The 26512-nt window shown below is 36.7% G+C and carries 25 protein-coding genes; 12 read left to right on the top strand and 13 right to left on the bottom strand.

The window, feature by feature from the left end:
- Positions 1 to 7: 7 nt before the first annotated feature.
- Both L1S34_RS13305 and L1S34_RS13300 read right to left on the bottom strand, forming a co-directional pair.
- The gene (locus L1S34_RS13305; RefSeq protein WP_236364403.1) at positions 8 to 1675 is read right to left on the bottom strand and encodes a DUF4270 domain-containing protein; all 1668 of its coding nucleotides are present in this window, start codon (positions 1673 to 1675) and stop codon (positions 8 to 10) included.
- Between the two features lie 20 nt (positions 1676 to 1695).
- Positions 1696 to 2502 (bottom strand): glycogen/starch synthase, encoded by an 807-nt coding sequence (locus L1S34_RS13300; protein ID WP_166132495.1) that lies wholly within the window; start codon positions 2500 to 2502, stop codon positions 1696 to 1698.
- 108 nt (positions 2503 to 2610) lie between these two features.
- On the opposite strand from L1S34_RS13300, the gene panC reads away from it, so the two are divergent.
- The 10 genes from panC to L1S34_RS13250 all read left to right on the top strand — a co-directional run bounded on the left by panC (position 2611) and on the right by L1S34_RS13250 (position 11738).
- Positions 2611 to 3459, top strand: coding sequence for a pantoate--beta-alanine ligase (panC, locus tag L1S34_RS13295; RefSeq protein WP_236364402.1), 849 nt, complete (start codon positions 2611 to 2613; stop codon positions 3457 to 3459).
- Between the two features lie 14 nt (positions 3460 to 3473).
- On the top strand, positions 3474 to 3824 hold the full coding sequence (gene panD, locus L1S34_RS13290; protein WP_166132497.1) for an aspartate 1-decarboxylase: 351 nt from the start codon (positions 3474 to 3476) through the stop codon (positions 3822 to 3824).
- Between the two features lie 234 nt (positions 3825 to 4058).
- Entirely contained in the window at positions 4059 to 5207 is a 1149-nt protein-coding gene (locus L1S34_RS13285; protein WP_236364401.1) for an alpha/beta hydrolase, read from the top strand.
- Entirely contained in the window at positions 5207 to 6568 is a 1362-nt protein-coding gene (radA, locus tag L1S34_RS13280) for a DNA repair protein RadA (protein WP_236364400.1), read from the top strand. The genes L1S34_RS13285 and radA overlap by 1 nt, the downstream gene beginning before the upstream one ends.
- A gap of 33 nt (positions 6569 to 6601) precedes the next feature.
- Positions 6602 to 7441 (top strand): helix-turn-helix domain-containing protein, encoded by an 840-nt coding sequence (locus L1S34_RS13275; RefSeq protein WP_166132500.1) that lies wholly within the window; start codon positions 6602 to 6604, stop codon positions 7439 to 7441.
- A gap of 88 nt (positions 7442 to 7529) precedes the next feature.
- On the top strand, positions 7530 to 8078 hold the full coding sequence (locus tag L1S34_RS13270) for a YbhB/YbcL family Raf kinase inhibitor-like protein (RefSeq protein WP_166132501.1): 549 nt from the start codon (positions 7530 to 7532) through the stop codon (positions 8076 to 8078).
- A 4-nt stretch (positions 8079 to 8082) separates the two neighbouring features.
- Complete coding sequence (locus L1S34_RS13265; RefSeq protein ID WP_236364399.1) at positions 8083 to 8529, top strand: OsmC family protein; 447 nt, start codon at positions 8083 to 8085, stop codon at positions 8527 to 8529.
- Positions 8530 to 8539: 10 nt separating this feature from the next.
- Complete coding sequence (locus L1S34_RS13260) at positions 8540 to 8941, top strand: GlcG/HbpS family heme-binding protein (RefSeq protein ID WP_236364398.1); 402 nt, start codon at positions 8540 to 8542, stop codon at positions 8939 to 8941.
- A gap of 173 nt (positions 8942 to 9114) precedes the next feature.
- Positions 9115 to 9627, top strand: a complete 513-nt coding sequence (locus L1S34_RS13255) for a hypothetical protein (protein WP_236364397.1) — start codon at positions 9115 to 9117, stop codon at positions 9625 to 9627.
- Between the two features lie 143 nt (positions 9628 to 9770).
- Complete coding sequence (locus L1S34_RS13250) at positions 9771 to 11738, top strand: transglycosylase domain-containing protein (RefSeq protein ID WP_236364396.1); 1968 nt, start codon at positions 9771 to 9773, stop codon at positions 11736 to 11738.
- Positions 11739 to 11836: 98 nt separating this feature from the next.
- On the opposite strand, the gene L1S34_RS13245 is transcribed toward L1S34_RS13250, so the two are convergent.
- The 4 genes from L1S34_RS13245 to L1S34_RS13230 all read right to left on the bottom strand — a co-directional run bounded on the left by L1S34_RS13245 (position 11837) and on the right by L1S34_RS13230 (position 15921).
- Positions 11837 to 12733: a hypothetical protein gene (locus tag L1S34_RS13245; RefSeq protein WP_236364395.1), complete on the bottom strand. Its 897-nt coding sequence runs from the start codon at positions 12731 to 12733 to the stop codon at positions 11837 to 11839.
- Positions 12734 to 12899: 166 nt separating this feature from the next.
- Positions 12900 to 13937 carry an aldo/keto reductase gene (locus L1S34_RS13240; RefSeq protein WP_236364394.1) on the bottom strand — a complete coding sequence of 346 codons (1038 nt, stop codon included), beginning with the start codon at positions 13935 to 13937 and terminating at the stop codon, positions 12900 to 12902.
- Positions 13938 to 14061: 124 nt separating this feature from the next.
- A complete protein-coding gene (locus tag L1S34_RS13235; protein WP_236364393.1) occupies positions 14062 to 15003 on the bottom strand; it encodes an OmpA/MotB family protein in 942 nt (313 codons plus the stop codon).
- Positions 15004 to 15159: 156 nt separating this feature from the next.
- Entirely contained in the window at positions 15160 to 15921 is a 762-nt protein-coding gene (locus tag L1S34_RS13230; protein ID WP_210790640.1) for an exodeoxyribonuclease III, read from the bottom strand.
- A 112-nt stretch (positions 15922 to 16033) separates the two neighbouring features.
- Here L1S34_RS13230 and L1S34_RS13225 point away from each other — a divergent pair, with 112 nt between their 5' ends.
- Complete coding sequence (locus tag L1S34_RS13225; RefSeq protein ID WP_236364392.1) at positions 16034 to 17836, top strand: GNAT family N-acyltransferase; 1803 nt, start codon at positions 16034 to 16036, stop codon at positions 17834 to 17836.
- A 53-nt stretch (positions 17837 to 17889) separates the two neighbouring features.
- Here L1S34_RS13225 and L1S34_RS13220 read toward each other — a convergent pair whose 3' ends face one another.
- Together L1S34_RS13220 and L1S34_RS13215 are read right to left on the bottom strand one after the other, a co-directional pair.
- Positions 17890 to 18171, bottom strand: coding sequence for a TM2 domain-containing protein (locus tag L1S34_RS13220; protein ID WP_236364391.1), 282 nt, complete (start codon positions 18169 to 18171; stop codon positions 17890 to 17892).
- Positions 18172 to 18193: 22 nt separating this feature from the next.
- Positions 18194 to 19552, bottom strand: coding sequence for an NAD(P)-dependent oxidoreductase (locus L1S34_RS13215; RefSeq protein ID WP_370637636.1), 1359 nt, complete (start codon positions 19550 to 19552; stop codon positions 18194 to 18196).
- A gap of 142 nt (positions 19553 to 19694) precedes the next feature.
- Between L1S34_RS13215 and nhaA the strand changes: the two genes are divergently transcribed.
- The gene (nhaA, locus tag L1S34_RS13210; RefSeq protein ID WP_236364390.1) at positions 19695 to 20858 is read left to right on the top strand and encodes a Na+/H+ antiporter NhaA; all 1164 of its coding nucleotides are present in this window, start codon (positions 19695 to 19697) and stop codon (positions 20856 to 20858) included.
- A gap of 149 nt (positions 20859 to 21007) precedes the next feature.
- Here nhaA and proC read toward each other — a convergent pair whose 3' ends face one another.
- From proC to L1S34_RS13185, 5 genes are all read right to left on the bottom strand, one after another.
- Entirely contained in the window at positions 21008 to 21784 is a 777-nt protein-coding gene (gene proC, locus L1S34_RS13205; protein ID WP_236364389.1) for a pyrroline-5-carboxylate reductase, read from the bottom strand.
- Between the two features lie 219 nt (positions 21785 to 22003).
- Entirely contained in the window at positions 22004 to 23356 is a 1353-nt protein-coding gene (mgtE, locus tag L1S34_RS13200; protein ID WP_166132516.1) for a magnesium transporter, read from the bottom strand.
- Entirely contained in the window at positions 23346 to 24125 is a 780-nt protein-coding gene (gene rsmA / locus L1S34_RS13195; protein WP_236364388.1) for a 16S rRNA (adenine(1518)-N(6)/adenine(1519)-N(6))-dimethyltransferase RsmA, read from the bottom strand. The genes mgtE and rsmA overlap by 11 nt, the downstream gene beginning before the upstream one ends.
- 139 nt (positions 24126 to 24264) lie before the next feature.
- Positions 24265 to 24576, bottom strand: a complete 312-nt coding sequence (locus L1S34_RS13190; RefSeq protein WP_166132518.1) for a DUF4286 family protein — start codon at positions 24574 to 24576, stop codon at positions 24265 to 24267.
- Between the two features lie 119 nt (positions 24577 to 24695).
- Positions 24696 to 26474: a tetratricopeptide repeat protein gene (locus L1S34_RS13185; protein ID WP_236364387.1), complete on the bottom strand. Its 1779-nt coding sequence runs from the start codon at positions 26472 to 26474 to the stop codon at positions 24696 to 24698.
- Positions 26475 to 26512 lie beyond the last annotated feature (38 nt).

Raw genomic sequence — 26512 nt, 5'->3', positions numbered from 1 at the left:
ATTTACACTAATTAGGTTTTGTAAAATAAATTTCAAGCTTTAGCCTTTTATCAGCTGGCACGGTCGATTTTCCACCAAAAATAATGGTTCCAAGCGGATTCATAACGGACGCCTTAGGCACTTGTTTAATAAAACTGTTCGCATTTCTTACGGAATAAGAATTTGAAACAGCAATTGATTCGGTCACAACCACACCTAATTTTACATTAGTGGAGTCTTTATTATTAATCAAGTTACGAATTTGATTTGTAATTCGCACTTTGTACGTTGTTCCTCTTTTTGATGTAGCATCTTTACGAATTAATCCATCAAGAATAGATTTCGATTTTTTAGGATCAGCAGCATTGGTCGAAGGGTCTAAAGTAAAATCAACTATCGGGCGATTGTTGGTGAAATCGTAAACATAAATACGCTGCGGCTCTTTACTTGAAGCCATACTTGCAGCATCAATGTGAAATACAAGGTTGGCCTCATTAACCAACAACTTTTTACCATCTGCAGGATTTCTTAAATCATCCAATTCATCTGATATTCCGTTTGGCCCACCCAAGACACCATTTGCATCGTATCCTTTCAAGTCTGTTTTATTGAACAATTCTAAGATTGAAACAGCACCTTCTCCACCTCTCAAAAATAATTTATCATCACCTTCTGTCGTATTCCCAGTATTAGGAAGCGCATTGTATGCTGCACCTGAAGATGAAAAATCATTAGTTAATAAACTAACAGAATTACCTCTAAGATTTAACTCAATAGTTTTCTTAACCCTTGGGATTTTTGTAGTTCCTGCAGCTGGGGTACCATCTTCATTATATTTAATGGTTATTTTACCTTTTGTAAAATCCAACATCGCCATGTTCCCTGCACTTCCCGGAATCTTTTCAATTTTAAAATACAAGCCTCTAAAATAGTTTTTGAACACTTCATTTGAAGCCAATTTACCAGAGTTTATGGCATCAATAATCTTTGTCTTAAAAAAACTTCTATTAAGAGTTAACTGCATAGAAGGCGGCGAATAGGTCGTAGTTTTTGCATTAGTAACCGTATCTGTTGTAACCACAGAGAGCTCTTTTGAATCAAAGAAAAACTCTTCGTTTTGCGATTTATCAGCACTATTATCGTTTAGAAGTGTAGGCAGTTTTAAACCGTCAAAATCAGCATTTTGATTGCTGTAATATTTTTGTGGAGATTTGAATCCTGCAGCTGGATCTAAGTCTCTCATAAAAAAACCTGATTCATAAACACTTAACTTCATCTTGGCTTTTTCAGGACCATAAATAGAATCTAAAACATAGGTTCTCGTGCCATCAGTATTTAATTTTGTTTGTGTATTATCTACATAGTAAGGAATTGTCAAAACAACACTTTCTACAAATGGATTCGCACCTACAGAAGTAATTACAGACTCTAATGTAAGTTGCGTATTAAAGTTTGCACTAGTTTGACCAAAATTAGAATCACTGTAAATACCCAAAGGGTTTACCTCTAAATTATTAGATTGCACAGCATTCGTTTTTTGGGTGTATCCCAAAACGCTATAGGACTGTTTACTAAGGTCAAAGTTATTTTCACCTATCAAGTCACCACCAATTTCATTAAATTCTTTATCACAAGAAGTTAAAAAAATAACACTAAACAAGAGGAAAATGTTCTTAAAAAAAGAATTGTTAATCATAGGATCAAAAAAGTTTAATTTTATAGCACTTCATTTTTATAGAAGTTTGTATACGCTTCTGCAAAAGCACCTTTCGCGGTGAAAGGTAAAAAAGGTTTTCCTGAAGACTCTATAAATTTTGTTAAACTTGATGAGAGGTTATCAGCAGCAATAATCACAGCATCCGAATGCAGTACGGTTGCCTTCATAATATTTTCGAAATTAGGCACTTCTAAGTCTGCAATAGCTTCATCTGGAACGCCGTCGAATTTTACTTTGTTTATCATTTCTGCATCTAGTGTACCATCAAAAGATTGACTGTAAACGGATGTGACGATTTTGGTATCCGAAAATAAAGCTTCGTTTTTATAGAAGTGTTTCATGTACACCGGCAGCATAGCAGCCATCCAGCCGTGTACGTGAATAATATCTGGAACCCAATTTAGTTTTTTTACTGTCTCTACAACACCTTTTGCAAAAAATATAGCGCGTTCGTCATTATCAGGATACATGACACCTTCTTCATCAGCAAATGTGGCTTTCCTTTTAAAATATTCATCGTTATCAATAAAATAAACCTGAATACGCTCTTTTGGTATCGAAGCTACCTTAATAATCAAAGGCATATCGAGATCATTCACTACCAAATTCATCCCCGAAAGTCTAATTACTTCGTGTAATTGATGTCTTCTCTCGTTAATATTTCCATACCTTGGCATAAAAATTCTTATCTGTCCACCTTGATCATTGATCATTTTAGGCACGTCATAAGACATTAAAGAGACCTCGTTTTCAGCGAGATACGGCACCACTTCAGATGATACATATAATATCCTCTTATCTTTCATATTGTAATTTACTTTGTTTATTGGCAATAAAAACCACGCAAAATTACAAAATTTTATGCAGTTATTAACTAAAATAGTAAGTTTGCATTTAATTTTAATAATACAGCCATGCCTATTTTCTACGGAAAAGCATCTTTGATGGACTATTTGAAATCGATACAAACACTCCATTCAACGATTGGGTTTGTCCCAACAATGGGCGCTTTACACGAGGGTCACCTGGCTTTAATGCAAAGATCACTCCAAGAAAATACTACAACTGTGGTCAGTATTTTTGTGAATCCTACACAGTTTAATAACCCTGAGGACTTAGCAAAATACCCACGTACACTCGATCAAGATGTAGCTAAACTTAATGCGCTAGATCCTACTATTGTGTTGTATGCACCTGCTGTTGAAGATTTATACCAAGGTACTCCTTCATCAGAACATTTTGATTTTGACGGACTGGAAAATCAGATGGAAGGACGTTTTAGACCCGGGCATTTTAACGGAGTAGGTACTATCGTAAAACGCTTATTTGAAATTGTTACCCCACAAAATGCTTATTTTGGCGAAAAAGATTTTCAGCAACTTCAAATTGTTAAAAAAATGGTAGCCAAAAATAACTTACCGGTTAATGTTATTGGTTGCCCCATTTATAGAGAATCGAATGAATTGGCCATGAGTTCGAGAAACGAGCGCTTATCTACAGAAGAACGTGCTGAAGCCGCCTTGATTTACCAAGCATTACTTGGTGCTCGGTCTCAATTTGCAACAAAAAGCACTGCAGATATTGGCAAATGGGTTACCAAATATTTTGATAAGAACCCTCGATTTACACTAGAATATTTTACAATTGCTGACGAAGCCACTTTAGTTTCTTGCGTTAGAAAAAATAAAAACAAAAAATACCGCGCGTTCATAGCTGTTTTAGTTAACAATATTCGCTTAATTGACACCATTTCATTAAATTAAATTACTTTTGTAGCATGCAAATTCAAGTTTTAAAATCGAAAATTCACCGTGTAAAAGTTACAGGGGCTGATTTAAATTATATCGGATCTATTACAATTGACGAGGCACTTTTAGAAGCCTCTAATATTATTGAAGGCGAAAAAGTTTCTATTGTTAACATCAATAATGGAGAACGCTTTGAAACTTATGCCATCAAAGGCGAGAAAAACTCTGGCACTATTACTTTAAACGGACCAGCTGCCAGAAAAGTTCAAAAAGATGACATTATCATTATCATTTCTTACGCAGGAATGGATTTTGAAGAAGCAAAGACTTTTAAACCATGGGTTATTTTCCCGAATGAGAATGACAATTCATTGACTTAAAAAATCAGTTACAAAATGCAATCACAAATTAGGATTGCACTTTCTAATATCACCATTAAAACGTATTCCGAAATTGTATAGGAATTCGTTTTAATGGTTTTTTTAATCCATTATATTTCGAAAACATAACAATTGAATACGTTTTAACCAATCACTTTTTGCAACTCGCAAACCAATATTTGTGCTATCTTAGTACCTTTCATTTGCTACAGCGTAACAAAAAAAGAACCCCTTATGAAACAAACCTTACTTTTATTCCTTTTTTCATTGAGTGTAATGGCACAAAAAACAAGCTTTGAGTTTGAGTCTAAGCAATTAGGTAGTACCAGAACACTTTCTATTGGGCTTCCGGCATCGCTAGAAAAAAACCCAAATAAAAAATATCCTTTACTCATACTATTAGACGGAGATTATTTGTTTGATCCTTTTTACGGATCACTTAGCTATGGTGCGTATTGGGACGATATACCGGAATGCATCGTTGTTGGAATCAATCAAAATACTGATGAAGAGCGCTACGCTGACTGTGAATTTGACGCCGAAACAGGACTTCCGAATAATCAAAGTGCCAAATTTTATAATTTTATCGCAACGGAATTAGTTTCATTTTTAGAAAAAAAATACCCTATTGCACCCTTTCGAATCCTAGCAGGACATGATCTTACGGCAGGTTTCATCAATTATTATTTGTATCAAGACCAATCTATGTTTGATGGATATGTGGCACTAGGAACAGAATTTGCCCCGGAAATGGAAACCAAAATAGCAACCGCCTTGAGCAAGGTTAAAAAACCTTTATTTTATTACCATTCGAATGGTGAAGGCGATACTAAAAAAATTCAAACACCAATAAAAGAACTCGACTTACAACTCAAACAAATCAGCAATCCAAACCTACATTATAAGTTTGATAATTTTAGTGACGCTTCTCATTACTCGTTAGTGCTCTACTCCATTCCAAGTGCATTGTATCATTTTTTTGAAACCTACAAACCAATCTCATCAACTGAATACAGCGAAAAAATTGCTGTACTTACATCAGGTTACGCAGACTATCTCCAAAACAAATACGATGTGCTACAAAAAACACTCGGTATAAAAACTCCCGTCCGATTGAATGATTTTAAGGCAATAGAAGCCGCAATTTTAAAAAACAAAGCGTATCCTGAACTTGAACAATTGGCACAAATGTCAAATAGAGATTACCCTAAATCAATGCTTGCAGAGTATCAATTGGGTTTGATGTATGAAAAAACAGGAGACACAAAAAGAGCGGCCAAAAAATATCAAAACGCTTCCCAATTAGATGAAATTGGAGATCTCACCAAAGACATGATGATCGAAAAATATGAAGATATGGTTAGCCAAACACCAAAAAAATAATGTCAAAAGTTAAAACTACCTTTTTTTGCCAAAACTGTGGCGCACAATATGCCAAATGGCAAGGGCAATGCAATTCCTGCAAAGAATGGAACACGATTGCCGAAGAAATTATCCAAAAACAAGAAAAAGTAGCTTGGAAAAGCGAGCCCACTCCAACTAGCAAAGCACCAAGACCACTGCGAATTGACCAGATTGATTCAGCGCAAGAGATTCGTATGGACACTACTGATGGCGAATTGAACCGGGTTTTAGGTGGAGGAATTGTACCTGGTTCTTTAATTCTTTTAGGAGGTGAACCAGGAATTGGAAAAAGTACGCTTTTACTACAAATTTCCCTAAAATTACCTTACAAAACGCTATACGTTTCAGGAGAAGAAAGTCAGAAACAAATAAAAATGCGAGCAGAAAGGATTACGCCTAGCGGAGACAATTGCTACATTCTTACTGAAACCAAAACGCAAAACATATTCAAACAAATTGAAGCCATTGAGCCTGAAATTGTAATCATCGATTCAATTCAAACTTTACATACGGATTATATTGAATCAACTCCCGGGAGTATTTCTCAAATTCGAGAAACGACCGCCGAATTGATCAAATTTGCCAAAGAAACCAACATTCCAGTGATTCTCATCGGACATATTACCAAAGACGGAAACATTGCAGGTCCTAAAATCCTGGAGCACATGGTAGATACGGTTTTGCAGTTTGAAGGCGACCGCAATCACGTTTATCGAATTTTACGCTCTCTAAAAAACCGATTTGGCTCTACAGCCGAAATAGGGATTTATGAAATGCTTGGCAGCGGATTACGGGAAGTAGCCAACCCATCAGAAATATTAATTTCGCACAAAAACGAGGAGTTATCAGGAACTGCAATTGCCTCGACTCTAGAAGGCATGCGGCCTTTGATGATAGAAATACAAGCACTCGTAAGCACTGCAGTTTACGGAACACCACAACGAAGCACCACGGGTTACAATGCTAAACGACTCAACATGATTTTAGCAGTACTCGAAAAAAGAGCTGGTTTTAGGCTTGGCGCCAAAGATGTTTTCTTGAACATCACTGGAGGGATTTCGGTAGACGATCCCGCTATCGACTTGGCTGTAGTTGCTACGATTCTATCTTCCAATGAAGATATTGCAGTCAATAAAGATTTTTGTTTTGCTGGCGAAGTAGGACTTTCGGGCGAAATACGCCCTGTGAATAGAGTAGATCAGCGAATTCAAGAAGCTGAAAAATTAGGATTTTCGACCATTTTTGTATCCAAATACAATAAAATCACTTTGAAAAACACAGGTATACAAATTAGAATGGTCGCCAAAATAGAAGATGTAGCGAGTGAGCTATTTGGATAACTATATTTATTGTAGAAAATTTTAAATCATAAGATGGAAATTCAATATTTACCTGAGCAGATAGAAACCAACAGCGATAGTGAACTACAACTGTATGAGTATTTTATTTCAAAAAGTGTCAACAAAAACAAGGTGCAACTATCTAAAAATGTTTTTAGTTTTCTGCTCAATGGCACCAAAGAACTAATCACTCAAAACCACACAACGCGAATCGAAAACGATAAATTTGTCATTATCAAAGCGGGCAATTGCTTAATGAGCGAAAGCATTTCTTTAAGTCAAAATTACCGCAGTATGTTGCTATTTTTTTCGGATAAAGCCGTTGAAGACTTTCTAAAAAAATACGATTACAAGAACAATCACAAACAAAATAACGATCCTTTTATTATCACAGAATACGATCGCGTAATTCAAAATATTGTTAAAAGCTTGGTTCATCTTCAAACGCAACCTGTTGATTTTATCAACAAAATGCTACCGTTAAAATTTGAGGAAATCCTTCTGTATCTTGTGCAAATGAAGGGAATCGATTTTTTATTGAATTTTGTTCATCATCAAAACCCTTCGGCAAAATCATTTGTAGATACGATGCACAAAAATGCTTTGAACAATTTAAGCATACAAGAACTTTCGTTTTTGTGTAACATGAGCGTTTCTACTTTTAAACGCAACTTTGATAAAGAATTTCAAACAAGTCCGATTCGATGGTTTCAAGAAAAGAGACTTGAACATGCTGCTTACTTGTTGCAAACCAAAAAAATGCGCGCCTCTGATGTTTACGAAGAAATAGGTTTTGAAAATTTATCGAGTTTTGTTCAAGCGTACAAAAATAAATTTGGAACAACTCCTAAACAATCACAAATTAATATTTGAACTTTTAGCAACATTTTTTGAACTTTTTAGTTTTAGAGTTTCCTGCCATATTACTGACTTTTGTAATGTAATTTTTAAAACATTCATCATGCAGAAATCAATTTTATTTTTATCAGCTGTATTACTTTTTACAGGTACTCTTTTTGCTCAAAAAACGTTTACTTTAAGCAGTAAAGATATGGGCGGATCCTTTACCATTCAAAATGAGTTTAATGGATTTGGCTGTAACGGAAACAATGCATCACCACAATTAAGCTGGACTAATGCTCCAGAAGGAACCAAAAGTTTTGCTATTACGTGCTACGACCCAGATGCGCCTACAGGAGCAGGTTGGTGGCATTGGGTAGCTTTTAACATTCCATCAAATAGTAATGAAATTGTTTCAAAAGCAGGAAATCCAGCCTTAAATTTAATGCCCGCAGGAACAATTCAAAGTACTACAAGCTTTGGCGCAACTGGTTTTGGAGGTCCATGTCCGCCCGTAGGCCACGGCATTCACACATACATTTTTACAGTTTACGCGTTAAAAACAGATAATTTAGGACTAGATGCAACTGCTAATCCAGAATTAGTTGGTTACAATCTATGGGCCAACACAATTGCAAAAGCAACTATTGTAGCACACTATAAAAGATAAAACTATGGGAACATTACGTAAAGCGACCGCCACTTGGAACGGTACTGGATTAGAGGGAAAAGGAACTCTAAACTCTAAAAATCAATTTTTTAACAACACTCCTTACAGCTTTAATTCTCGTTTTGAAAATGCAGATGGCACACAAGGCACCAATCCGGAGGAGCTATTAGCAGCAGCTCACGCAGGATGTTTTGCAATGGCATTGAGTTTTGCTGTCACTCAAGCTGGTTTTACGCCAGAAGTTTTGCACGTTGAGGCCAAAGTAGCACTCGACGCTGTTGGCGATGGATTTGAAATATCAGTAATCAAACTTCATTTAACTGGTGAAGTTAGCGGAATGACTGAATCACAATTCAACGAATTAGCCGAAGGAGTAAAACTTGGATGCCCAATCAGCAAAGCCTTAAGTGCAACTCCAATTGAATTAATTACCCAATTTACAACCAAATAAGTTTAAAAAAATGAACATTACATTACAACAAGCAGAAGCAGTAATCGCTGCAGCAAAAATCAAATCAGAAGAAATTGGAACTAAAATGGACATTTGCGTAGTAGACGCAGGTGCAAATTTAGTAGCATTCGCAAGAATGGATGGCGCATGGATAGGCTCTATTGACATTTCATTCAAAAAAGCAAAAACATCAGCATGGTTCACGATGGACACTGCAACTTTAACTCCGTTGGTAAAACCTGATGCTCCGTTGTACAACATAGAGCACAGTAATGGCGGATTGATTACTTTTCCTGGAGGTGTTGTTATCAAAAACAATGCTGGTGAAGTAATTGGAGCTATTGGAGTAAGCGGAAGCACCGTAGAAGACGATCATAATGTAGCAGAATTTGCAGCCAAAGCGATCCTGTAACTTACAAAATCTAATTTTTAAAAGCCTAACAAACATTTGCTTTGTTAGGCTTTTTTGTTTGAAGTCTGCAAGCTAGAAGAGTTCACTCGATTATGAATAAGACTGAATAAAGTATATATTTACCATGCTTTTGCTCATCAAGAAACTGAAATAAACTGCACTAACTTACTACAATGAAAACCTACCAAGACCAACTACAAATTGTACACTCCTTTCATGAAATGGGCGAAACGATTGCTGCAGCGCAGTTCTTGATTGAAGAATACGGATTGACACACCCTAATTTCAAGGGTTTTGAACTCAGAGAAAAAGCAAAACCCGATTTTATTTTAATGACTACCGAAGGACCACTTGCTGGACCTCAAATTATTCGGATTCCTGAAAATACTTTCGAATTTCATTTGCCCTTAATGCTCAACTTGTTGCTGCACGAAATGATTCACGTGAGTCAAAAAACACCTCAAAATTCTGTTGCTGACAAAAACGAGAGAGAATGGCAAGCGTACTATGAAATGATTTTTCATCATCAATTCCCACATATTCCAATATTGACCGATACACACAAACGCTTTTTTGCTAACAAAGCGCTAGAATATTACACTCGTATGGGCGAAGGTTCCTTACTTCAAGAAAAATATGCCATTCAAAAACGAGAAATAGACCAACTATTACTTGATTTAAAATAAATCATCTAACTAAGGATCGTATTGTAAACCAAAATCATAAAACCATGACAGCTACTAATTGCTAAGAATTTATTAAACTTTAAAACACCTGAGGACTAATAATCAAAAAACTAACTATTTTAGCGGTTACCAGTCAAGAGATAATGAAAATCAAAAAGCAAAAAGTAATTCTGGCGCTAAAAATAAGTGTCGCAGTTGTAATTGTATTAATTGCAGCATTTTATATTTTTAGAGATGCCGTCCTGCAACAAACCATTGCTAAGATTTCGCATGAAATGGAGGTAGATTACAATGCTAATTTTAGCGTTAAGTCGGCTTCATTCGATGGACTTTCGGGTTTACAGTTTAGCGATGTGGTTTTGGCTCCTAATAATGCCGACACTTTATTTAAAATTCAAAAGCTAGAAACCAGTGTCAATTTATGGCAATTACTTGGTGGAAATGTACAAGTAGGCACTTTACACATCGATAATGGTTACATTCAATTGGTAAAAAATGGCAAAAAAAGCAATTTTGAAGCCTTCTTAAAAAAAGACAAACGAGCGAGCGCCGACAATGAAAAACGGGATTACGCTGAATTTGCATACCGATTAATTTCGAAAACCTTTAATTTGGTTCCAACCGATATGGAGCTGAACAATGTGGCTTTTAAATTCAATGACAACGGCAATCAAACCAATATTCAAATTCAAAAATTGGGACTAGCCAACAAACAACTAGAAACCAACATACAAGTTCAAAACAAAACCTTCACCCAGCGCTGGCGCATCAAAGGTTTTGCCGATCCGAGAAATAAAAAGGCCGACATTCAACTGATCAATATCGATACGGGAGCCATCAGAATGCCGTATTTACAGGAACGTTTTAACCTAAAAACCAGCTTTAACTCGATTCGTGTTGTACTTGATAACATTGACAAAGACGGCGACGAAGTACGTATTAATGGCGCAATGTCAATAGCCAATTTAAAACTCAATCATCCAAAAATAGCGAGCAAAGATGTACTTTTTGAAAAGGCAAAATTCGACTATAGATTTGTTTTAGGATCTGATTTTATTGCGCTTGACAGTAGTTCAACAGTACAAATCAACAACATCAAAATACATCCGTATTTGGCTTACGAAACCGAGGAAGACACCATTTATAAGATGAAGATTGATTTGCCAAAAATGAAAGCGCAAGATTTCATCACCTCATTGCCTGCGGGATTGTTCACCCATTTTCAAGGAATGGAGGCCAGTGGAAACTTTAGTTACAAACTGGATTTTGCGTTTAACCAAAACAAACCCAATCAGCTTGTTTTTGACAGTAAATTGCAAAAAGAAAATCTAAAAATCATCAAATACGGAGAGGCGAATTTAACAAAACTCAACGGCGAATTTGTGTACCGCGCTTTGATTAACAATGTTTTTCAGCGTGGTATTTTGGTAGGAACGGGCAACCCAAATTACACACCTTTGGATCAAATTTCGCAATATTTGCAAAAATGTGTCTTAACAACTGAGGACCCGTCGTTCTTTTCACACCGTGGGTTTATCAACGAAGCTTTTAAACAATCGATCGTAAAAAACATTCGAACCAAAAAATTTGCTCGTGGCGCAAGTACCATCAGTATGCAATTGGTTAAAAATGCATTTTTGAGCCGAGAAAAAACGCTTTCGCGAAAGCTCGAAGAGATTTTACTCGTTTACATTCTAGAAAACAACCGCATTGTAAGTAAAGAGCGCATGCTTGAAGTGTATTTTAACATCATTGAATGGGGCCCAAATGTTTACGGAATTGGAGAAGCGAGTCAGTTTTATTTTCAGAAAACTCCTGCCGAGTTATCGCTAAACGAATGCTTGTACTTGGCTCGAATTATCCCTAGCCCGAAGAAATTCATGTACCAATTTAACGATCAAGGACAGTTGAAAGATTTTGCAGTGAAGCAAGAAGCTTTTTTAACCAAATTAATGTTCCGACGTGGACTTTTAATGCCCGAAGACACTATTTATAAAGCTTTACCGCTCTTTATTTCTGGTCCGGCACAATCATTTATCAAAATAAAAACAATCGATTCTACGCAAGTAAAAACTGATTCGATTGCGCTTGATAATGAGTTTGATCTTTAAATAAAAAAATTACACTATTATTGTGTAACTAAAAAAAGTTGGTGGTTAAGACAGTCGAAACTTCAAACTATTGAAATGGATTATTTGGCGAATTTTTTCTAGTAATCCGTATCTTCTGATAGTTGATTATATGTTTTAAAAATTTTTAATTTCGGATTAACACTTGACAACTTTTTTAATATCAACTCGCTATCAGCATTAGCTATATAGTTACCGATATGCAATTCTTCCAATGTTTCAATACCAATTAAACTTCCGAAGTTTTCAATAGATTTATTAGTAGTTATTTTTAACTTTTTCAATTTGGGCATTTTCTTAAATGGAATACGAGCAATTTGAGCCCCTGTCAAACTTATTTCTTCTAGACCGGTTAAGCTGCCGAAAATCTCAAATAAAATATGACTATTTTCATTTGAATCGCTTAATGCTATTCGTTTAAGGTTTTTTAAATTCTTTAAATTTCTATAACATATATTTAAATTGGTACCCAAATCTAATTCTTCTAAAGATGGCAAATCTTCCAAAAACGTATAATCTATAAACACATTTTCACCTTCGCCATTATTTGAAATAGTAAGGTTAGTCAAGGCTTTTAAATTGCTTATTTTGTGCGAAATAGTATTAATTGTAGAAGAATTTATTTCTAATGTTTTCAATCGAGGTAATTTTTCAAATAATTTTGAATCAATTTTAATGCTTCCAAAGCGACAATTATCAATTTGTAATCGCTCCAAGTTCTCTAAACAACATAGGTTATCTGCATTCTTTAGTTCTTTACAACTTGCTAGACGCATTTCTTTTACGTTATAAAAGTCTTTTAAATCATTTGGTATTTTTTTTACTCTGAAAAAAGTTAAATAAGTAGCATCTCCTATTTTCATAGAACCATCTTTTACTCTTTCATATGCTCCATATTCGATACCCCATTTTTTTTCTTGTGCATTAATAACTGAAACAGAAAAAAACATAAAGAACAAGAAAATTATATTTTTCATAATTGATTTTTAAACTTTACACTTAAACAATGATGCATCAGACTCTAGAGTTACAATTATATAAAGCCCAAATTCCAAAAAGTAAGCCCAAATCAAATTTTGGATAAACTATTTTACTCTTTTTTCGGCGTTCCGTCTTTTATAATCTTTCTACTTCTATCATTTTTTACGGAGCTGGATTAGGAATACCCGCTTGCACTGTATCAATGGCTTGCAAAATTTCATCAGAAAGTGACACTTGAATTGTATTGATATTTTGTTGGAGTTGCTCTACCGAAGTAGCTCCAATTATGGTACTGCTCACAAATGCTTGCTGCTCGATAAAGGCCAATGCCAATTCTGTTAAGGTTAAACCATAACGTTGCGCAATATCTTGGTATCTTTTTGTAGCCTCGGTAGATTGCTCACTGCTGTATCTGGTGTATTGCGGAAACAACGAAATGCGTGCGTTGGGCTGTGCCTCACCAGATAAAAATTTACCTGATAAAACTCCAAAAGCCATTGGTGAATATGCCAGTAAACCAACATTTTCGCGCATACAAACTTCTGCCGAACCCACTTCGAACAAACGATTCAATAATGAATACGGGTTTTGAACTGTTTTTACTCGAGGCAAATTGTGGTGTTTGCTTTCTTCTAGAAAACGCATTATTCCCCACGGATTTTCGTTGGAGAGACCTATGTGTTTTATTTTACCTGCTTTTACAAAACCGTCCAAAGTTTCCAATACTTCGTGAATGTTGTCTTGCCATTCATCCTCTTGCACTTTAAAACCGCGTTGCCCAAAATAATTCGTTTTTCTCTCTGGCCAATGCAGTTGGTAAAGATCAACATAATCGGTTTGCAAACGTTCTAAACTAGAATTTAATGCGTGCGTGATACTGGCGGGAGAAAAGTCTAACTCGGGTCTCATGTACCCAAAATTAGGATTGGGTCCTGCTATTTTGGTAGCTAAAACGACCTCATCTCTTTTGCCTGATTTTTTAAACCAAGTTCCAATAATGCGTTCGGTGCTACCGTAAGTTTCTTTCTTGGCAGGAATGGAGTACATCTCGGCAGTATCAAAAAAATTAACACCGTTTTCAAGCGCGTAATCCATTTGAGCATGCCCTTCGGCCTCTGTGTTTTGTTGCCCAAAAGTCATGGTACCAAGGCAGATTTTACTAATTTTTATATCGGTATTCGGTAAAGTAGTGTATTTCATTTTTTTTTAAAGTCAGTGGTAAAAAGGGACAATGGTGCAAGGGTACAAAGGAACAAAGGGAAAAAAGGCAAAAGTGTCGAGTAAAAACTCTGAACTTTTGCCTCCTTGAATCTTTGCTTCTTCTTTAATTTATTTCATTCAGCATTTCTGCAATGGCATCCAAACGAGGAGTTAAGATGATCTCAATGCGACGGTTTTTTGCTTTACCATCGGCAGTAGCGTTACTAGCTAAGGGCGAGAATTCACCACGGCCAGCTGCAGTTAGATTTTGTTTGTTGATTTTTTTGTTTTCGCTCAAAATAGCTACAATTGCAGTTGCTCTTTTGGTTGATAAATCCCAATTATCAGCTATTGGTCCTGATGCGCTAAAAGCATCGTCATCTGTATGCCCTTCGATAAGCACGGCAATATCAGGGTTATCACCCAATACTTTTGCTAGCTCCACAACCGCTTTCTTACCTTCGGAGCCTACGGCCCAACTTCCGGAATTAAAAAGCAGTTTGTTCTCCATAGACACGTACACTTTTCCGTTTTTCTGCTCCACGGTTAAACCTTTACCTTCAAAACTATTCAATGCTTTAGACAAGGTTTCTTTTAGTTTTTTCATGCTCGCCTCTTTGGCAGCAATCAAATCTTCTAGCTCTTGCAAACGTTGTGCACTCTTGCTCAAACGCTCTTGCTCCAGTGCTAACGCCTTTCCTTTTTCGTCAAGTTGACCTAACAAATCACGATTTTTTTTGAGGTTGCTTTGCAAGGCATCGCTGCTGTTTTTTTCAAGAGCTGCATACGAATCTTGCAAGGCTTTAAATTGCTCTTGTGCCGCTGCATATTCGGCTTTGATTTTAGCCAAGTCAGCCTTGTTTTTATCTAAATCCGTTTTTAGACCGTCACGCTCTAGTTCAGCTTTGTTTTTACCTTGTTGCAAATTCGAATTTTCATCAGCCAAGCTTCGGTTTTCTTTTTTTAGGTCGGCAAATTTATTCTCTAGATCGTTGTATATTTTTTTTGAAACACAGGATGTTGACAAGGCTAAAACTAGCAATCCGATGGAAAATTTTTTTATCATAACGTTAATTTTTGATGTTGATTAATTTTGTTTTAGAACTCGAAAATGTGATGAAAACCGTACTCTTTTAGCCCTGATAGCAGCGGAAATCCTTTTATTTTTTTCTTTAAAAAATAAAAGATTACAGCGAATAGCAGGATAAAGCTCCTAATACTCCTAATCGAGTTCGACTAGAATTGGGCAGTGATCGGAGTGCACGGCATCAGAAAGGATAACGGCTCTTTTTAATTTATGTTTTAAAGAATCGCTCACTAAATTGTAATCAATACGCCAGCCTTTGTTATTTTTTCGGGCTCCCGCACGGTAACTCCACCACGAATATTGATGCGGCTCGCTGTTGAAATGACGAAAACTATCTACAAAACCCGATTTGATAAATCCATCTAACCAAGCGCGCTCTTCAGGCAAAAATCCAGAAACATTTTTGTTGCGCACCGGATCATGAATGTCAATAGGTTGGTGACAAATGTTGTAATCTCCGCAAATTACTAGATTAGGGATTTCAGTTTTGAGTGCGTTAACATAGTTTTGAAAATCGTCCATGAACATGAACTTGTGATCCAATCGATCCATGTTGGTACCTGATGGCAAGTACAAACTCATGACTGAAAAATCATCAAAATCAGCACGAATGTTTCGCCCTTCAAAATCCATGTGGTCAATTCCGGTGCCGTGGACTACTGCATTGGGTTTTATTTTGGATAAAATTGCTACTCCGCTGTATCCCTTTTTAGTAGCAGAATGGTAATATTGGTAGGGATAACCTGCTTGAGTAATGGCTTCGACCGGAATTTGATCCTCGGTAGCCTTAATTTCCTGAAGGCAAATAACATCCGGTTGAGCGGCTTGCAACCAGTCTAAAAATCCTTTTGTAATAGCGGCTCGTATCCCGTTGACATTGTATGAAATAATTCTCATGAAGTAGATTTTTGAAACCCAAATGTAACAAAAAAGAAGAAGTTTGGCCCAGAAAAATAGAGAAAATGGAGTTTTTTGCTATCTTTGTTTCTTGCCTTAAAAACAATAATAAATGGGTTTAGTAACCGCCAAAGAAGTTGCAAAAGCAATAAATGTAGACAAATACGGATTTCTTGGAACTTTTTCAGGATGGATGTTAATGAAGGTGCTAAAAATATCTACCTTAAACACAGTATATAACAGAAACAAGCATCTGCAAGATGTAGCATTTTTGAATGGAGTATTGGATGACTTAAAAATTAAATTTGAAATTCCAGAGGAAGATTTAAAACGATTACCAAAAGAAGGCGCTTACATTACCATATCAAACCACCCGCTAGGCGGAATTGACGGGGTTTTACTTTTAAAATTAATGCTTGAAAGAGAGCCCAATTTTAAAATTATAGCCAACTTTTTACTGCACCGAATTGAACCGCTCAAAAAGTACATCATGCCGGTGAATCCTTTTGAAAACCACAAAGATGTAAAGTCAAGCGTGGTAGGTATCAAGGAAACTTTACGCCATTTAAGCGATGGAAAACCCTTGGGAATGTTTCCTGCAGGTGAAGTTTCGACCTACAAAGATGGTAAATTGATGGTGGATAAACCTTGGGAAGAAGGCGCTATCAAAGTGATTCGAAAAGCACAAGTGCCTGTTGTACCGATTTATTTTCATGCCAAAAACAGCAAATTATTTTATTTTTTATCGAAAATAAGTGGCACGTTGCGTACTGCCAAACTGCCTTCGGAAGTGTTTAGTCAAAAACGCCGCGTGATTAAAGTGCGAATTGGTAAACCGATTTCAGTAAGCGAACAAAACGAACATACAACGCTAGAGGAATACTCTGAATTTTTGAGAAAGAAAACATACATGTTGGCGAATCCTTTCGAGAAAGAAATTCCCTTTTTACCAACGCCTACTCTTAAAATTCCGAAGAGCCCAAAAACAATTGTTACCGCTGCCAGTCCTGAAACGATGGTGCAAGAAGTTGAAGCTTTACGAAGCACAGATTGTCGTTTGCTGCAAAGTAAAAACTACGAGGTGTTTTTTGCGAGAGCGACTAAAATTCCGAGTATTTTACATGAAATAGGCCGCTTGCGCGAAATTACGTTTCGTGAAGTAGGTGAAGGCACCAATGAATCGATCGACTTGGATAAGCACGATCAATACTACCACCATTTGTTTTTGTGGGACAACGAAGCAAATAAAATAGCGGGAGCTTACCGTATGGGATTAGGTTCAGAGATTTACCCGAAATACGGAATTAATGGTTTTTATTTGAATGATTTGTTCCGATTTGAGCCGGAGTTGCACGACATGATGCACAAATCTATCGAAATGGGCCGTGCCTTTATTATAAAAGAATACCAGCAAAAACCAATGCCTTTATTCTTGTTGTGGAAAGGAATTATGCATACCACTTTGCGTTATCCGGAACATAAATTTTTATTAGGCGGTGTGAGTATTAGCAATCAATTTTCAGATTTTTCGAAATCGTTGATGATTGAGTTTATGAAATCAAACTATTATGATCCTTACATTGCGCAATACATTCATCCGAAAAAGGCTTACAAAGTTAAATTGAAAGATGCTGATAAAGACTTTATTTTTGACGAAGCTGAGTCGGATTTGAATAAATTCGATAAGATTATTGACGAATTAGAACCTGGCAGTTTACGCTTACCCGTTTTAATTAAAAAATACATCAAACAAAACGCAAAAGTAGTGGCATTTAACGTTGATCCTTTGTTTAATAATGCGGTTGATGGTTTAATGTACATAAGGATTGCAGATATCCCAGAAAGCACGATGAAACCTGTTATGGAAGAATTTCAAGCCGAACTAGAGCGCAAACTAGTTGAAAAAGAAGAGTAATCAAGAGTGTTTATAAAATCAAAATCCCGATTGAATCGGGATTTTTTTTATGCTTAAAACCAAGCTTTTTTATTGACTTGATAGACTTGATAAAATTCTTCGTCAGATTTGGTCAGGTAAATAATTCCTTCTATCAAACCTAATAAACTAGACACTGTCCCACAAGTGAAAAGACTGATTACTAGCGTGATAATTCCCTCTGTAGTGTAGCCTAAATAAAACTTATGAATTCCTAAAGGACCAAGTAAAATAGCTAGCAAACCAGCCGCTAATTTTTTATTGTCTCGATGTTGTGGCTGTGGCGTGTTCCAAGCTTCGTGTTTTTGATTTTCCATTGTTTATAGTTTTTTGGTTAGATTAGTTTTTTGGTTCAAAAGTAGCATCAATTGGTTCCCAGAGTTCAATTTTATTTCCTTCGGGATCCATGACCCAGCCAAATTTTCCGTACTCATAAGTCTGCATATCCCCTACAATTGTTACACCTTCTGCTGTTAATTTTTTTAAAAGCGATTCTAAATCAGCTACTCTGAAATTTTGCATGAAGTTTTTTTGACTTGGTTCAAAGTAGTTGGTGTCTGCTTCAAAAGGCGACCATTGCGTGCTACAATCGTTACCTTGTTGGTCTTTCCACCAAAAAGTAGCGCCGTAATCATCAGTTGGCAGACCTAAATGTTTGTGGTACCATTGTTTCAATTCGGCTGGATTTTGCGCTTTAAAAAAGAAACCGCCGACACCGGTTACTCGTGGTTCAAGTTTAGCAATTTCTGGTTGAGGAGCATACTTCGTTTTTATTTTATCAACAATAACTTGTGCCAATCGCTCGTGACTTTCAAATGTCCAGCCAGCAACATGCGGTGTTAAAATTACATTTGGCGCTTGCAATAAATATTGGAAAGCGGCTGGCGGATTAGCATCAGTAAAAAGTGTTTCGAAAGATAATTTTTCATATTCTAAAACATCCAAACCAGCTCCCAAGATTTTCCCTGATTGCAGTGCAACAACTAAATCATCGGTTACAATATTTTTTCCTCGTGAGGTATTCATAATCCAAAACGGATTTTTAAAGCCATTAATAAAAGCTTCGTTTACCATTTTATCGGTATCAGGTGTCCAAGGCAAATGCAAACTCAATACAGTAACTTTTTCTTGAAATCCTGCCCAACTTACTTGCTTAGCATTGGCATCGCCAACCCCATCTAAAATATCGTAACACAAAACAGTAACATCAAAACCGCGTAGTTTTTTGGCAAATGATTTCCCCATATTGCCATAACCGATGATGCCCACGGTTTGCCTGTCTAGCTCATGCCCACGGTTTGATTCGCGGTTCCATTGACCCGCACGAATTTCACGATCGGCTTGATTCAATTTATTAAAAAGTGACAAAATCATGCCCAACGTATGTTCAGCGACCGCATTCCGGTTACCTTCTGGCGCAGCAATAAGTGAGATGTTTTTCGATTCGGCATACTCGCAATCAATACTTTCCAGTCCAGCGCCCACGCGAGCAATGAACTGCAATTGCGTGGCTTTATCTAAAAAAGTTTGATCAATTTTAAAACGACTCCGAATTACGATTCCGTGATATTGATCAATTATTGCTTCTATTTCTAGTTTAGAGGATTTGTAATCGCTGTGATTGATGAAACCAGCATTTTCTAATTGGTCCCACAATATGGGATGATTGCTATCGAGATGAAGGACTTTTATAGCCATAATGATGATGGAGATTTAACCATTCAAATTAACAAAAAAAATACGGTTTATTGGCTCCCGAATGGAATTTCACTTTTAAAATCGTAAATTTGCACACTACAAATTCGTAGCAATCCGACTGCTGCTACACAATATATTACCCATGAAATTAACTAAAACGTTCAAAGCTTTTTTTGAAAGCGAAAAATCAGGCGGAATCTTATTACTATTTGTCACTTTAGGATCGTTATTTTTGGCTAATTCGGCCATAGAAACCGATTACATTGCTTTTTGGGACACACAAGTTGGCCATCATTCCATAACCCATTGGATTAATGACGGATTGATGACGATTTTCTTTTTATTAATAGGTTTAGAATTAGAACGCGAAATTTACCAAGGAGAGCTATCTGACCTAAAAAATGCTGCCTTACCTATTTTTGGCGCACTTGGCGGAATGATTGTTCCGGCAGGAATCTTTTTGGGCTTGAATTTTGGGACAATTACCCAAAACGGTGCGGGAATACCAATGGCTACTGATATTGCCTTTGCAATAGGGATTTTATCGCTTTTGGGCAATAGAGTGCCTACTTCCTTAAAAGTGTTTTTGACTGCACTTGCTGTAATTGACGACTTAGGTGCGATCATGGTTATTGCTATTTTTTACACAGAAAGCATCTCATTTTTAAATCTAGCCATTGCTTTTGGAATTATGGGTGGCTTATTTATTTTGAACAGAAGAAACGTACATAGTCTTTGGCCGTACCTACTTGGCGGTGCAGGAATGTGGTATTTCATGCTTAATTCTGGTGTACATGCTACAATAACTGGCGTTTTGTTGGCATTTGTGATTCCGTTTGGAGATGGCGGAAAAAAGACCATCTCGTATAAATTACAACATTTTCTGCACAATCCGGTTGCCTTTTTCATTTTGCCCTTGTTTGCTATTGCCAACACGTGCATCGCCATTAATCCGGATTGGCATGAGGGCTTAACACAATCAAATACCCTCGGAATCATTGCAGGATTAGTGATTGGTAAGCCATTAGGAATCTGGTTATTTTCGTTCCTTGCGGTGAGTTTAGGAATTTGTACTTTACCACGAGACTTAAAATGGTCTACTATTTTGGGTGCTGGAATGCTGGGTGGAATCGGTTTTACGATGTCGATTTTCATTACGCTTTTAGCCTTTAAAAATAATGGCGAAGAAGTAATCACGTACTCTAAAATTGCCATTTTATTAGCTTCGTTTATGGCGGGAACAATTGGTTTTGTTTGGCTTAAGTTTAATTTGAAAACAAGAAAAACAAAATCTACCACAACTTAATTGGATTGTCTGATAATAAAAAAAGCCTCGTTTACAAAGTTGTTAATGAGGCTTTTTAGTATTTAGTAGCTTTTGGTTTGCGTTATGGCAAAACTATCTATGAAATTTAATGGTCTCAAACCCAAAAAAAGAACTTACATTGAACTCCACTACCCCTTAATCTGTTTTAAGGAAGTTTTTATTCCTCGAATTAAGGACGAACTAAAACCGTGCATTTCCATTTCGTTCAAGCCCGCAATGGTGCAGCCTTGCGGCGTAGTTACCCGATCAATTAGTTGTTCTGGATGGATTTTTTCTTCGAGAAGCATTTCGGCAGCTCCCTTCACTGTTTGGGCAGAAATGGCCAATGCCGTTTGCCAATCGAAACCAATTTCGATTCCGGCTTGCATTGAGGCGCGAATGTAACGCAGGGCAAAAGCTGTTCCGCTCGCTGCTAGAACGGTGGCTGCATCCATCAACTTCTCGTCAATAATCGGTGCCGTACCCAAACTTTCAAATAGGGCAACCACCTCTTGAGCCAATTCTCTATGAGCCTCGTGAAATGCAATACAAGTAGCCGATGCGCCAAACTGTGCCGCAATATTAGGCATGATTCGCACTGCATAGTTATTGGCGCCAATTTTAGATTGCAAATTTTCAATAGACAACCCGCTTACTGCCGATGCAATGATTTTATTGGAGATTTGTGGTAAAATTTCGGCCAAAACGGTATCAACCTGATAGGGTTTAATGGTGAGTATAATTACGTCAGCCTCTTGAATTTCGAGAATGTTATTCGTTGTTACTGTTGCCCCTAATTTTTCGAGATATAGAATACTTGAAATGTTGCGTCGCGTAATGGTAACCTGATGCTGTGTGGCAAATTTAGCCAAACCGAGCGCGATAGAAACGCCAAGGTTTCCTCCGCCAATAATGTGTACTTTCATGCGTTGTAGTTTTTTGCCCTCTCCTTTCTATTTAAAACAAAATCAATAAGGCAAGTAGTTAGTTTTAGTTTAGTTTTTTCAAAAATAGCTAAAACAGCAACACAAACCACAAAGTCCAAAAATGAAAAAGCCAAAAATGAAATCATTTTGAACCAAACTAGTGGTATAAAAAGATTTCATTTTTGGCTGAATGATGCTATTCAAAGCTAATTTAAAGGGCTAAAACCCTAAAATCAATCGCGCTATTGAAAAGTAAATTAAAATACCACAAATATCATTGCTCGTTGTTATAAAAGGCCCAGTGGCTAAGGCAGGGTCAATTCCGAATTTATCCAACAACAAAGGTATAGAAGTGCCAATTAATGACGCAATTATGATTACTGCAATCAAAGCCGTAGTGACAATAATCCCGATAATCATTTCTACATTCAGTAAAAAATGACTTCCTACAAATAAAATGGTAGCTAAAATAACTCCATTTAATAAACTTAACGAGACCTCTTTAATTAGTCGGTTAAAAACAGAGCCACTTAACGTATTATTAGCCAAACCTTGCACAATAATAGCTGATGATTGCACACCAACATTCCCTGCCATTGCAGCAATAAGCGGCGTAAAAAAGAACAAATTACCGTGTTGCAACATTGCACCTTCAAAAAGCCCTAGAACTTTAACCGAAACAAAACCTCCCAATAATGCCAGGACCAACCAAGGCAAACGTGCTTTGGTATGTTCATAAATACTATCATCGGCTTCAACATCTTGCGAGATACCTGCTGCTAATTGGTAATCCTCATCGGCTTCATCCTTGATTACGTCAACGATATCATCGATGGTGATTCGGCCTACGAGTCGACCTAATTCATCTACTACCGGAATAGCCTCTAAATCGTATTTTTGCATGATACGCGCTACCTCAACATCTTCTGTATCTACTTTTACCGAGTTTAATTTTCGGATGTACACATCATTAATCGGCGTTCTAGACGAAGTAGTCAGTAAATCTTTGAGTGATAGGCGCCCTTTTAGCCTGTCCTCATCATCTACCACGTAAATGGAGTGTACTCTGGAAATATTTTCAGCTTGAATGCGCATTTCTTTCACACAAGTGAGTACGTTCCAATTTTCATTGACCTTAACCAACTCCTTGTGCATGATTCCACCCGCAGTATCCTCGTCGTAGCGCAACAAGTCAACAATATCTTTGGCGTGTTCTACGTCTTGAAGTTCTGATATTACCTCTGCTTTCAAATCTTGCGAAAGCTCGGCGATAATATCCGCCGCATCATTCGTTTCAAGTTCGTCTAACTCCTCAGCGATTTCCTTTGGCGAAAGCCTGCTTAAGATATTTTCACGCAAGTCATCCTCGAGTTCCAAAAGGATTTCGGCCGTTTTCTCACTATCTAAAACTTTAAAGATATAGGTTGCTTCATTAAAGTCTAATTCATCCAGAATTTCAGCAATATCAGCATGGTGCATGTCATTCAACAAGACTTCCAATTGCTGGTCGTTTTTGTTTTGAATGAGTTGCTCTAATTCATGAATTAATACTTTGCTGATTTTAAATTCCATCGGCTTCTATTTTTTGGGTGAGGGCAATAAATTGAGCTACATTAAGCTGCTCTGGTCGTTTGTTGAATATTTCATCTTCACGCAAAGCATCAGTCAAATTCAACGTTTTCAAACTATTTCTTAAGGTTTTACGTCGCTGTTGAAAAGCAGTTTTTACTACGGTAAAAAATAATTTTTCGCTGCAAGGCAAACTATAATCTTCTTTTCGGCGCAAGCGCAACACACCCGATTTTACTTTTGGCGGCGGATTAAACACATTTTCATCTACTGTAAAAAGGTATTCGGCGTCATAAAATGCTTGTACCAAAACTGATAAAATTCCGTAAGCCTTAGAACCTTCTTTTTCGCAAATTCGCTCGGCAACTTCTTTTTGAAACATTCCTGCAAACTCCGGTATTTGATCTCTAAATTCCAGCGTTCTAAACACAATTTGCGTCGAAATATTGTACGGGAAATTACCAATAATTGCAAACTGTTTTCCGTCAAATATCTCGTTGATGTTGTATTTTAAAAAATCTTGCGAAATGATTTTATCTTTCAATTTTGGATATTTTGCATCCAAATACGTTACCGATTCTGTATCAATTTCGATCACGTAGGTTGTAATGGATTTGTCTAAAAGGTATTTCGTTAACACACCCATTCCAGGTCCAATCTCTAAAACATCATCATATCCTTGTAAATTCAAGGTATCGGCTATATCTTTTGCAATACTTTCGTCTTTTAAAAAGTGTTGTCCTAAGTGCTTTTTGGCGGTAACTTTTTCCATAATTCTTGTTTTGCCTCGATGGCACATAGGCACAAAGCCTACTTCTATTATTTTAAAATTGAAAATAACTCCATACTGCTGTAAAGGAAATGCTTTTTTTAGCCTTTTTAAGCAGTGCTATTTATCTTCTTTTGAGGCACTAATAATCTGCTATAAGTTGCAATTCGGTTCTAAAAGCGAGCATTTTGTCTCCGAAAAGCTTGGCTCCTTCGGCTCTCATTGCAGGAGCATCTTCTTGGTAATAACTTTCGAGCGTAGCTTTACTATCTGTGGTGTATTGCACCGAATAAGTTACACCGCCCATTTCTTCTTCGACCAATACGCGTACCATGCGTGCTGCAGTGAATTTTCCCGTTGCTAGCATTTCAGGTATGTGTTTGTGCTGCATCCATATCATCCATTGGTCGTGTACGCTTTCGTGTATGTTTGTGGTAACGTTGTATAGTATCATATCAGCCCCCTAACCCCCGAAGGGGGAATCCTACTAGGGGTAAGTAGGTTTAAAAGTGTTTAATAAATCTGTTTTAAATGCGCTTTGATTTGCACAGTCTGAAAAGAGGTAATTGTGAATTAAGGATTCAAAGTATCGCCCCGCAACTGCCTAAATTTGTTTCGCGCCTCTACAAAATAAATACTGTCCTCGTGTTCAAATAATATTTTTTCATAAAGTGGTTTTGCCTTTTCAGGAACCGTTTGCTTGTTGTAAATCTCTGCCGAAAAAAACAGTGCTTCATCAACGTAAATTCCATCCTTATGCTGTGTAATTATGGTTTGATATTGGTTTAAAGCTTGTTCGAAATTGGCTTTCTTTTCATACAATTTGCCCAATCGAAGCAAGGTTACCGCTTCTATTTCAGCCCCTTTATGCTTTTTTAATATTTCTAAAAAATGGGTTATGGCTTCCTCATCTCTATTTTGATAAACCAGATAATCGCCTTTGGCAAAATCTTTTAGCGCGGTTTGGGTCGAATCGGCCACCGTATTATCATTAATCAATAAAAAATACTCTAGCGCATCATTAGCAATCAGTTGTGTATTGGCGGCTTTTAACTCTTTGAACTGCTTTAATGCCCATGAAAAATCAGTTTTAAAATAACTGGTTTTAGCAGCTTTTAGACTAGCTTCGTGTGCCAAAACATCATTTTTTATATCTAATTCAATTTGCGAATAATAAATTAAGGCTTGATTGAATTTCTCTTCGTACAAAAAGATATCGGCCAATTCCATTTTGGCTTTGGCTTTATCAAATTCATTCAAAGGCATTTCTAATGCTCGCTTAACTATTGTTTTCCCTTCTTCGGGATTTTTTAAATTAAATGCTGTAAAATGTGCCTGAGCGAGTTGCAATTCTAAAGTTTGTGGTACAATACCAAATTGCTGCACAAGTGTTTCCAATTTCAGTTTTATTGCGGGCAAGTCTGCTGCAGTGGCTTTTTCAATTTTTAGCTGAATCAAATAGGTTTCAACTTGTAACACTAAATCCTTGTCCTGCGTATTCTCTAGCACAAAAGTTAAAATCTCTTGAGCTGTCTCGTCGCGCTCTTCTTGAATAGCCAACTGTCCTAAATTGACAATAGCATTTAACGACTCCGGATTTCGTTTATAAATGGCTTTTTCTTGAATGAAAGCTTTGTCAAATTCCTTTTGTTGCACATAAAACCAACTCAAATAATGGTTCCAAAACAAATCTTGATTCTTTTGAGTTCTTAAGATTAGTGCTTTTCGCAAAAGCTGATTAAAAGAATCATCGCCCTCATCAGCCATAAAACGAACAAATTGATTTTGAATTCGAATGGAATTTTGTGGATTAGCAAAAGCTTCATCTAAAAGCGTGGTTACCATCATCTCTAAATTTGCCATCTGCCCGTACAGTAACCCAATTTGATAGCTAAAATTGAAATTTTGATCTGATTTTGTAGCCGATTGATAGCATTGCAAGGCATAATCGAGCAGTACTTTTTTCTCAAAAGCATTGGCAATACCGTACACTTCATTCGGGTTTTTTTTGACTTTTTCTACCGCCTGATTATAGTATTCTTTTGCTTTAGCGTCATTTTTTTGAAGCTGAAAATTATAGCCCAATTCTACAACCAAATAACCTTGTGGATATTTACTCAATCGTTGTTGAATTGCCTTATCTGCTGCATCATATTGCTGTAACTGCTGCATACATTCTACCGAACGCAAAAAATATTGACTGTTTTGGGGTGCTTCTTTAAGGAGTTCCTCGAAACTTATTTTTGCCTTTTCAAAATCGCCTTTGTCAAAATAATACTGAGCCAGTTGGTCGTTTTGAGAAAACGCCACTAGCGAGCATGACAAAAAAAGATATAGAAAAAGCTTCTTCATTTTCTTCAATATTCGGTATTAGTTGCAGTTACCGTTTT

The sequence above is a fragment of the Flavobacterium sp. K77 genome, assembly GCF_021608205.1.
Classification (GTDB): domain Bacteria; phylum Bacteroidota; class Bacteroidia; order Flavobacteriales; family Flavobacteriaceae; genus Flavobacterium; species Flavobacterium turcicum.
The sequence above is the reverse complement of the archived record's forward strand: the minus strand, read 5'-3'. Positions and strand labels throughout refer to the sequence as shown.

Excerpts from the sequence above, each read along its gene's own strand:
- L1S34_RS13250 (WP_236364396.1), top strand. The coding sequence starts at position 9,771 with ATGAAAATCAAAAAGCAAAAAGTAATTCTGGCGCTAAAAATAAGTGTC.
- L1S34_RS13275 (WP_166132500.1), top strand. The coding sequence starts at position 6,602 with ATGGAAATTCAATATTTACCTGAGCAGATAGAAACCAACAGCGATAGT.
- L1S34_RS13270 (WP_166132501.1), top strand. The coding sequence starts at position 7,530 with ATGCAGAAATCAATTTTATTTTTATCAGCTGTATTACTTTTTACAGGT.
- L1S34_RS13265 (WP_236364399.1), top strand. The coding sequence starts at position 8,083 with ATGGGAACATTACGTAAAGCGACCGCCACTTGGAACGGTACTGGATTA.
- L1S34_RS13235 (WP_236364393.1), bottom strand. The coding sequence starts at position 15,003 with ATGATAAAAAAATTTTCCATCGGATTGCTAGTTTTAGCCTTGTCAACA.
- L1S34_RS13240 (WP_236364394.1), bottom strand. The coding sequence starts at position 13,937 with ATGAAATACACTACTTTACCGAATACCGATATAAAAATTAGTAAAATC.
- L1S34_RS13190 (WP_166132518.1), bottom strand. The coding sequence starts at position 24,576 with ATGATACTATACAACGTTACCACAAACATACACGAAAGCGTACACGAC.
- panC (WP_236364402.1), top strand. The coding sequence starts at position 2,611 with ATGCCTATTTTCTACGGAAAAGCATCTTTGATGGACTATTTGAAATCG.
- L1S34_RS13255 (WP_236364397.1), top strand. The coding sequence starts at position 9,115 with ATGAAAACCTACCAAGACCAACTACAAATTGTACACTCCTTTCATGAA.
- L1S34_RS13245 (WP_236364395.1), bottom strand. The coding sequence starts at position 12,733 with ATGAAAAATATAATTTTCTTGTTCTTTATGTTTTTTTCTGTTTCAGTT.
- panD (WP_166132497.1), top strand. The coding sequence starts at position 3,474 with ATGCAAATTCAAGTTTTAAAATCGAAAATTCACCGTGTAAAAGTTACA.
- L1S34_RS13260 (WP_236364398.1), top strand. The coding sequence starts at position 8,540 with ATGAACATTACATTACAACAAGCAGAAGCAGTAATCGCTGCAGCAAAA.
- radA (WP_236364400.1), top strand. The coding sequence starts at position 5,207 with ATGTCAAAAGTTAAAACTACCTTTTTTTGCCAAAACTGTGGCGCACAA.
- rsmA (WP_236364388.1), bottom strand. The coding sequence starts at position 24,125 with ATGGAAAAAGTTACCGCCAAAAAGCACTTAGGACAACACTTTTTAAAA.
- L1S34_RS13285 (WP_236364401.1), top strand. The coding sequence starts at position 4,059 with ATGAAACAAACCTTACTTTTATTCCTTTTTTCATTGAGTGTAATGGCA.
- proC (WP_236364389.1), bottom strand. The coding sequence starts at position 21,784 with ATGAAAGTACACATTATTGGCGGAGGAAACCTTGGCGTTTCTATCGCG.
- L1S34_RS13215 (WP_370637636.1), bottom strand. The coding sequence starts at position 19,552 with ATGGCTATAAAAGTCCTTCATCTCGATAGCAATCATCCCATATTGTGG.
- L1S34_RS13305 (WP_236364403.1), bottom strand. The coding sequence starts at position 1,675 with ATGATTAACAATTCTTTTTTTAAGAACATTTTCCTCTTGTTTAGTGTT.
- L1S34_RS13185 (WP_236364387.1), bottom strand. The coding sequence starts at position 26,474 with ATGAAGAAGCTTTTTCTATATCTTTTTTTGTCATGCTCGCTAGTGGCG.
- L1S34_RS13225 (WP_236364392.1), top strand. The coding sequence starts at position 16,034 with ATGGGTTTAGTAACCGCCAAAGAAGTTGCAAAAGCAATAAATGTAGAC.
- L1S34_RS13230 (WP_210790640.1), bottom strand. The coding sequence starts at position 15,921 with ATGAGAATTATTTCATACAATGTCAACGGGATACGAGCCGCTATTACA.
- L1S34_RS13220 (WP_236364391.1), bottom strand. The coding sequence starts at position 18,171 with ATGGAAAATCAAAAACACGAAGCTTGGAACACGCCACAGCCACAACAT.
- nhaA (WP_236364390.1), top strand. The coding sequence starts at position 19,695 with ATGAAATTAACTAAAACGTTCAAAGCTTTTTTTGAAAGCGAAAAATCA.
- L1S34_RS13300 (WP_166132495.1), bottom strand. The coding sequence starts at position 2,502 with ATGAAAGATAAGAGGATATTATATGTATCATCTGAAGTGGTGCCGTAT.
- mgtE (WP_166132516.1), bottom strand. The coding sequence starts at position 23,356 with ATGGAATTTAAAATCAGCAAAGTATTAATTCATGAATTAGAGCAACTC.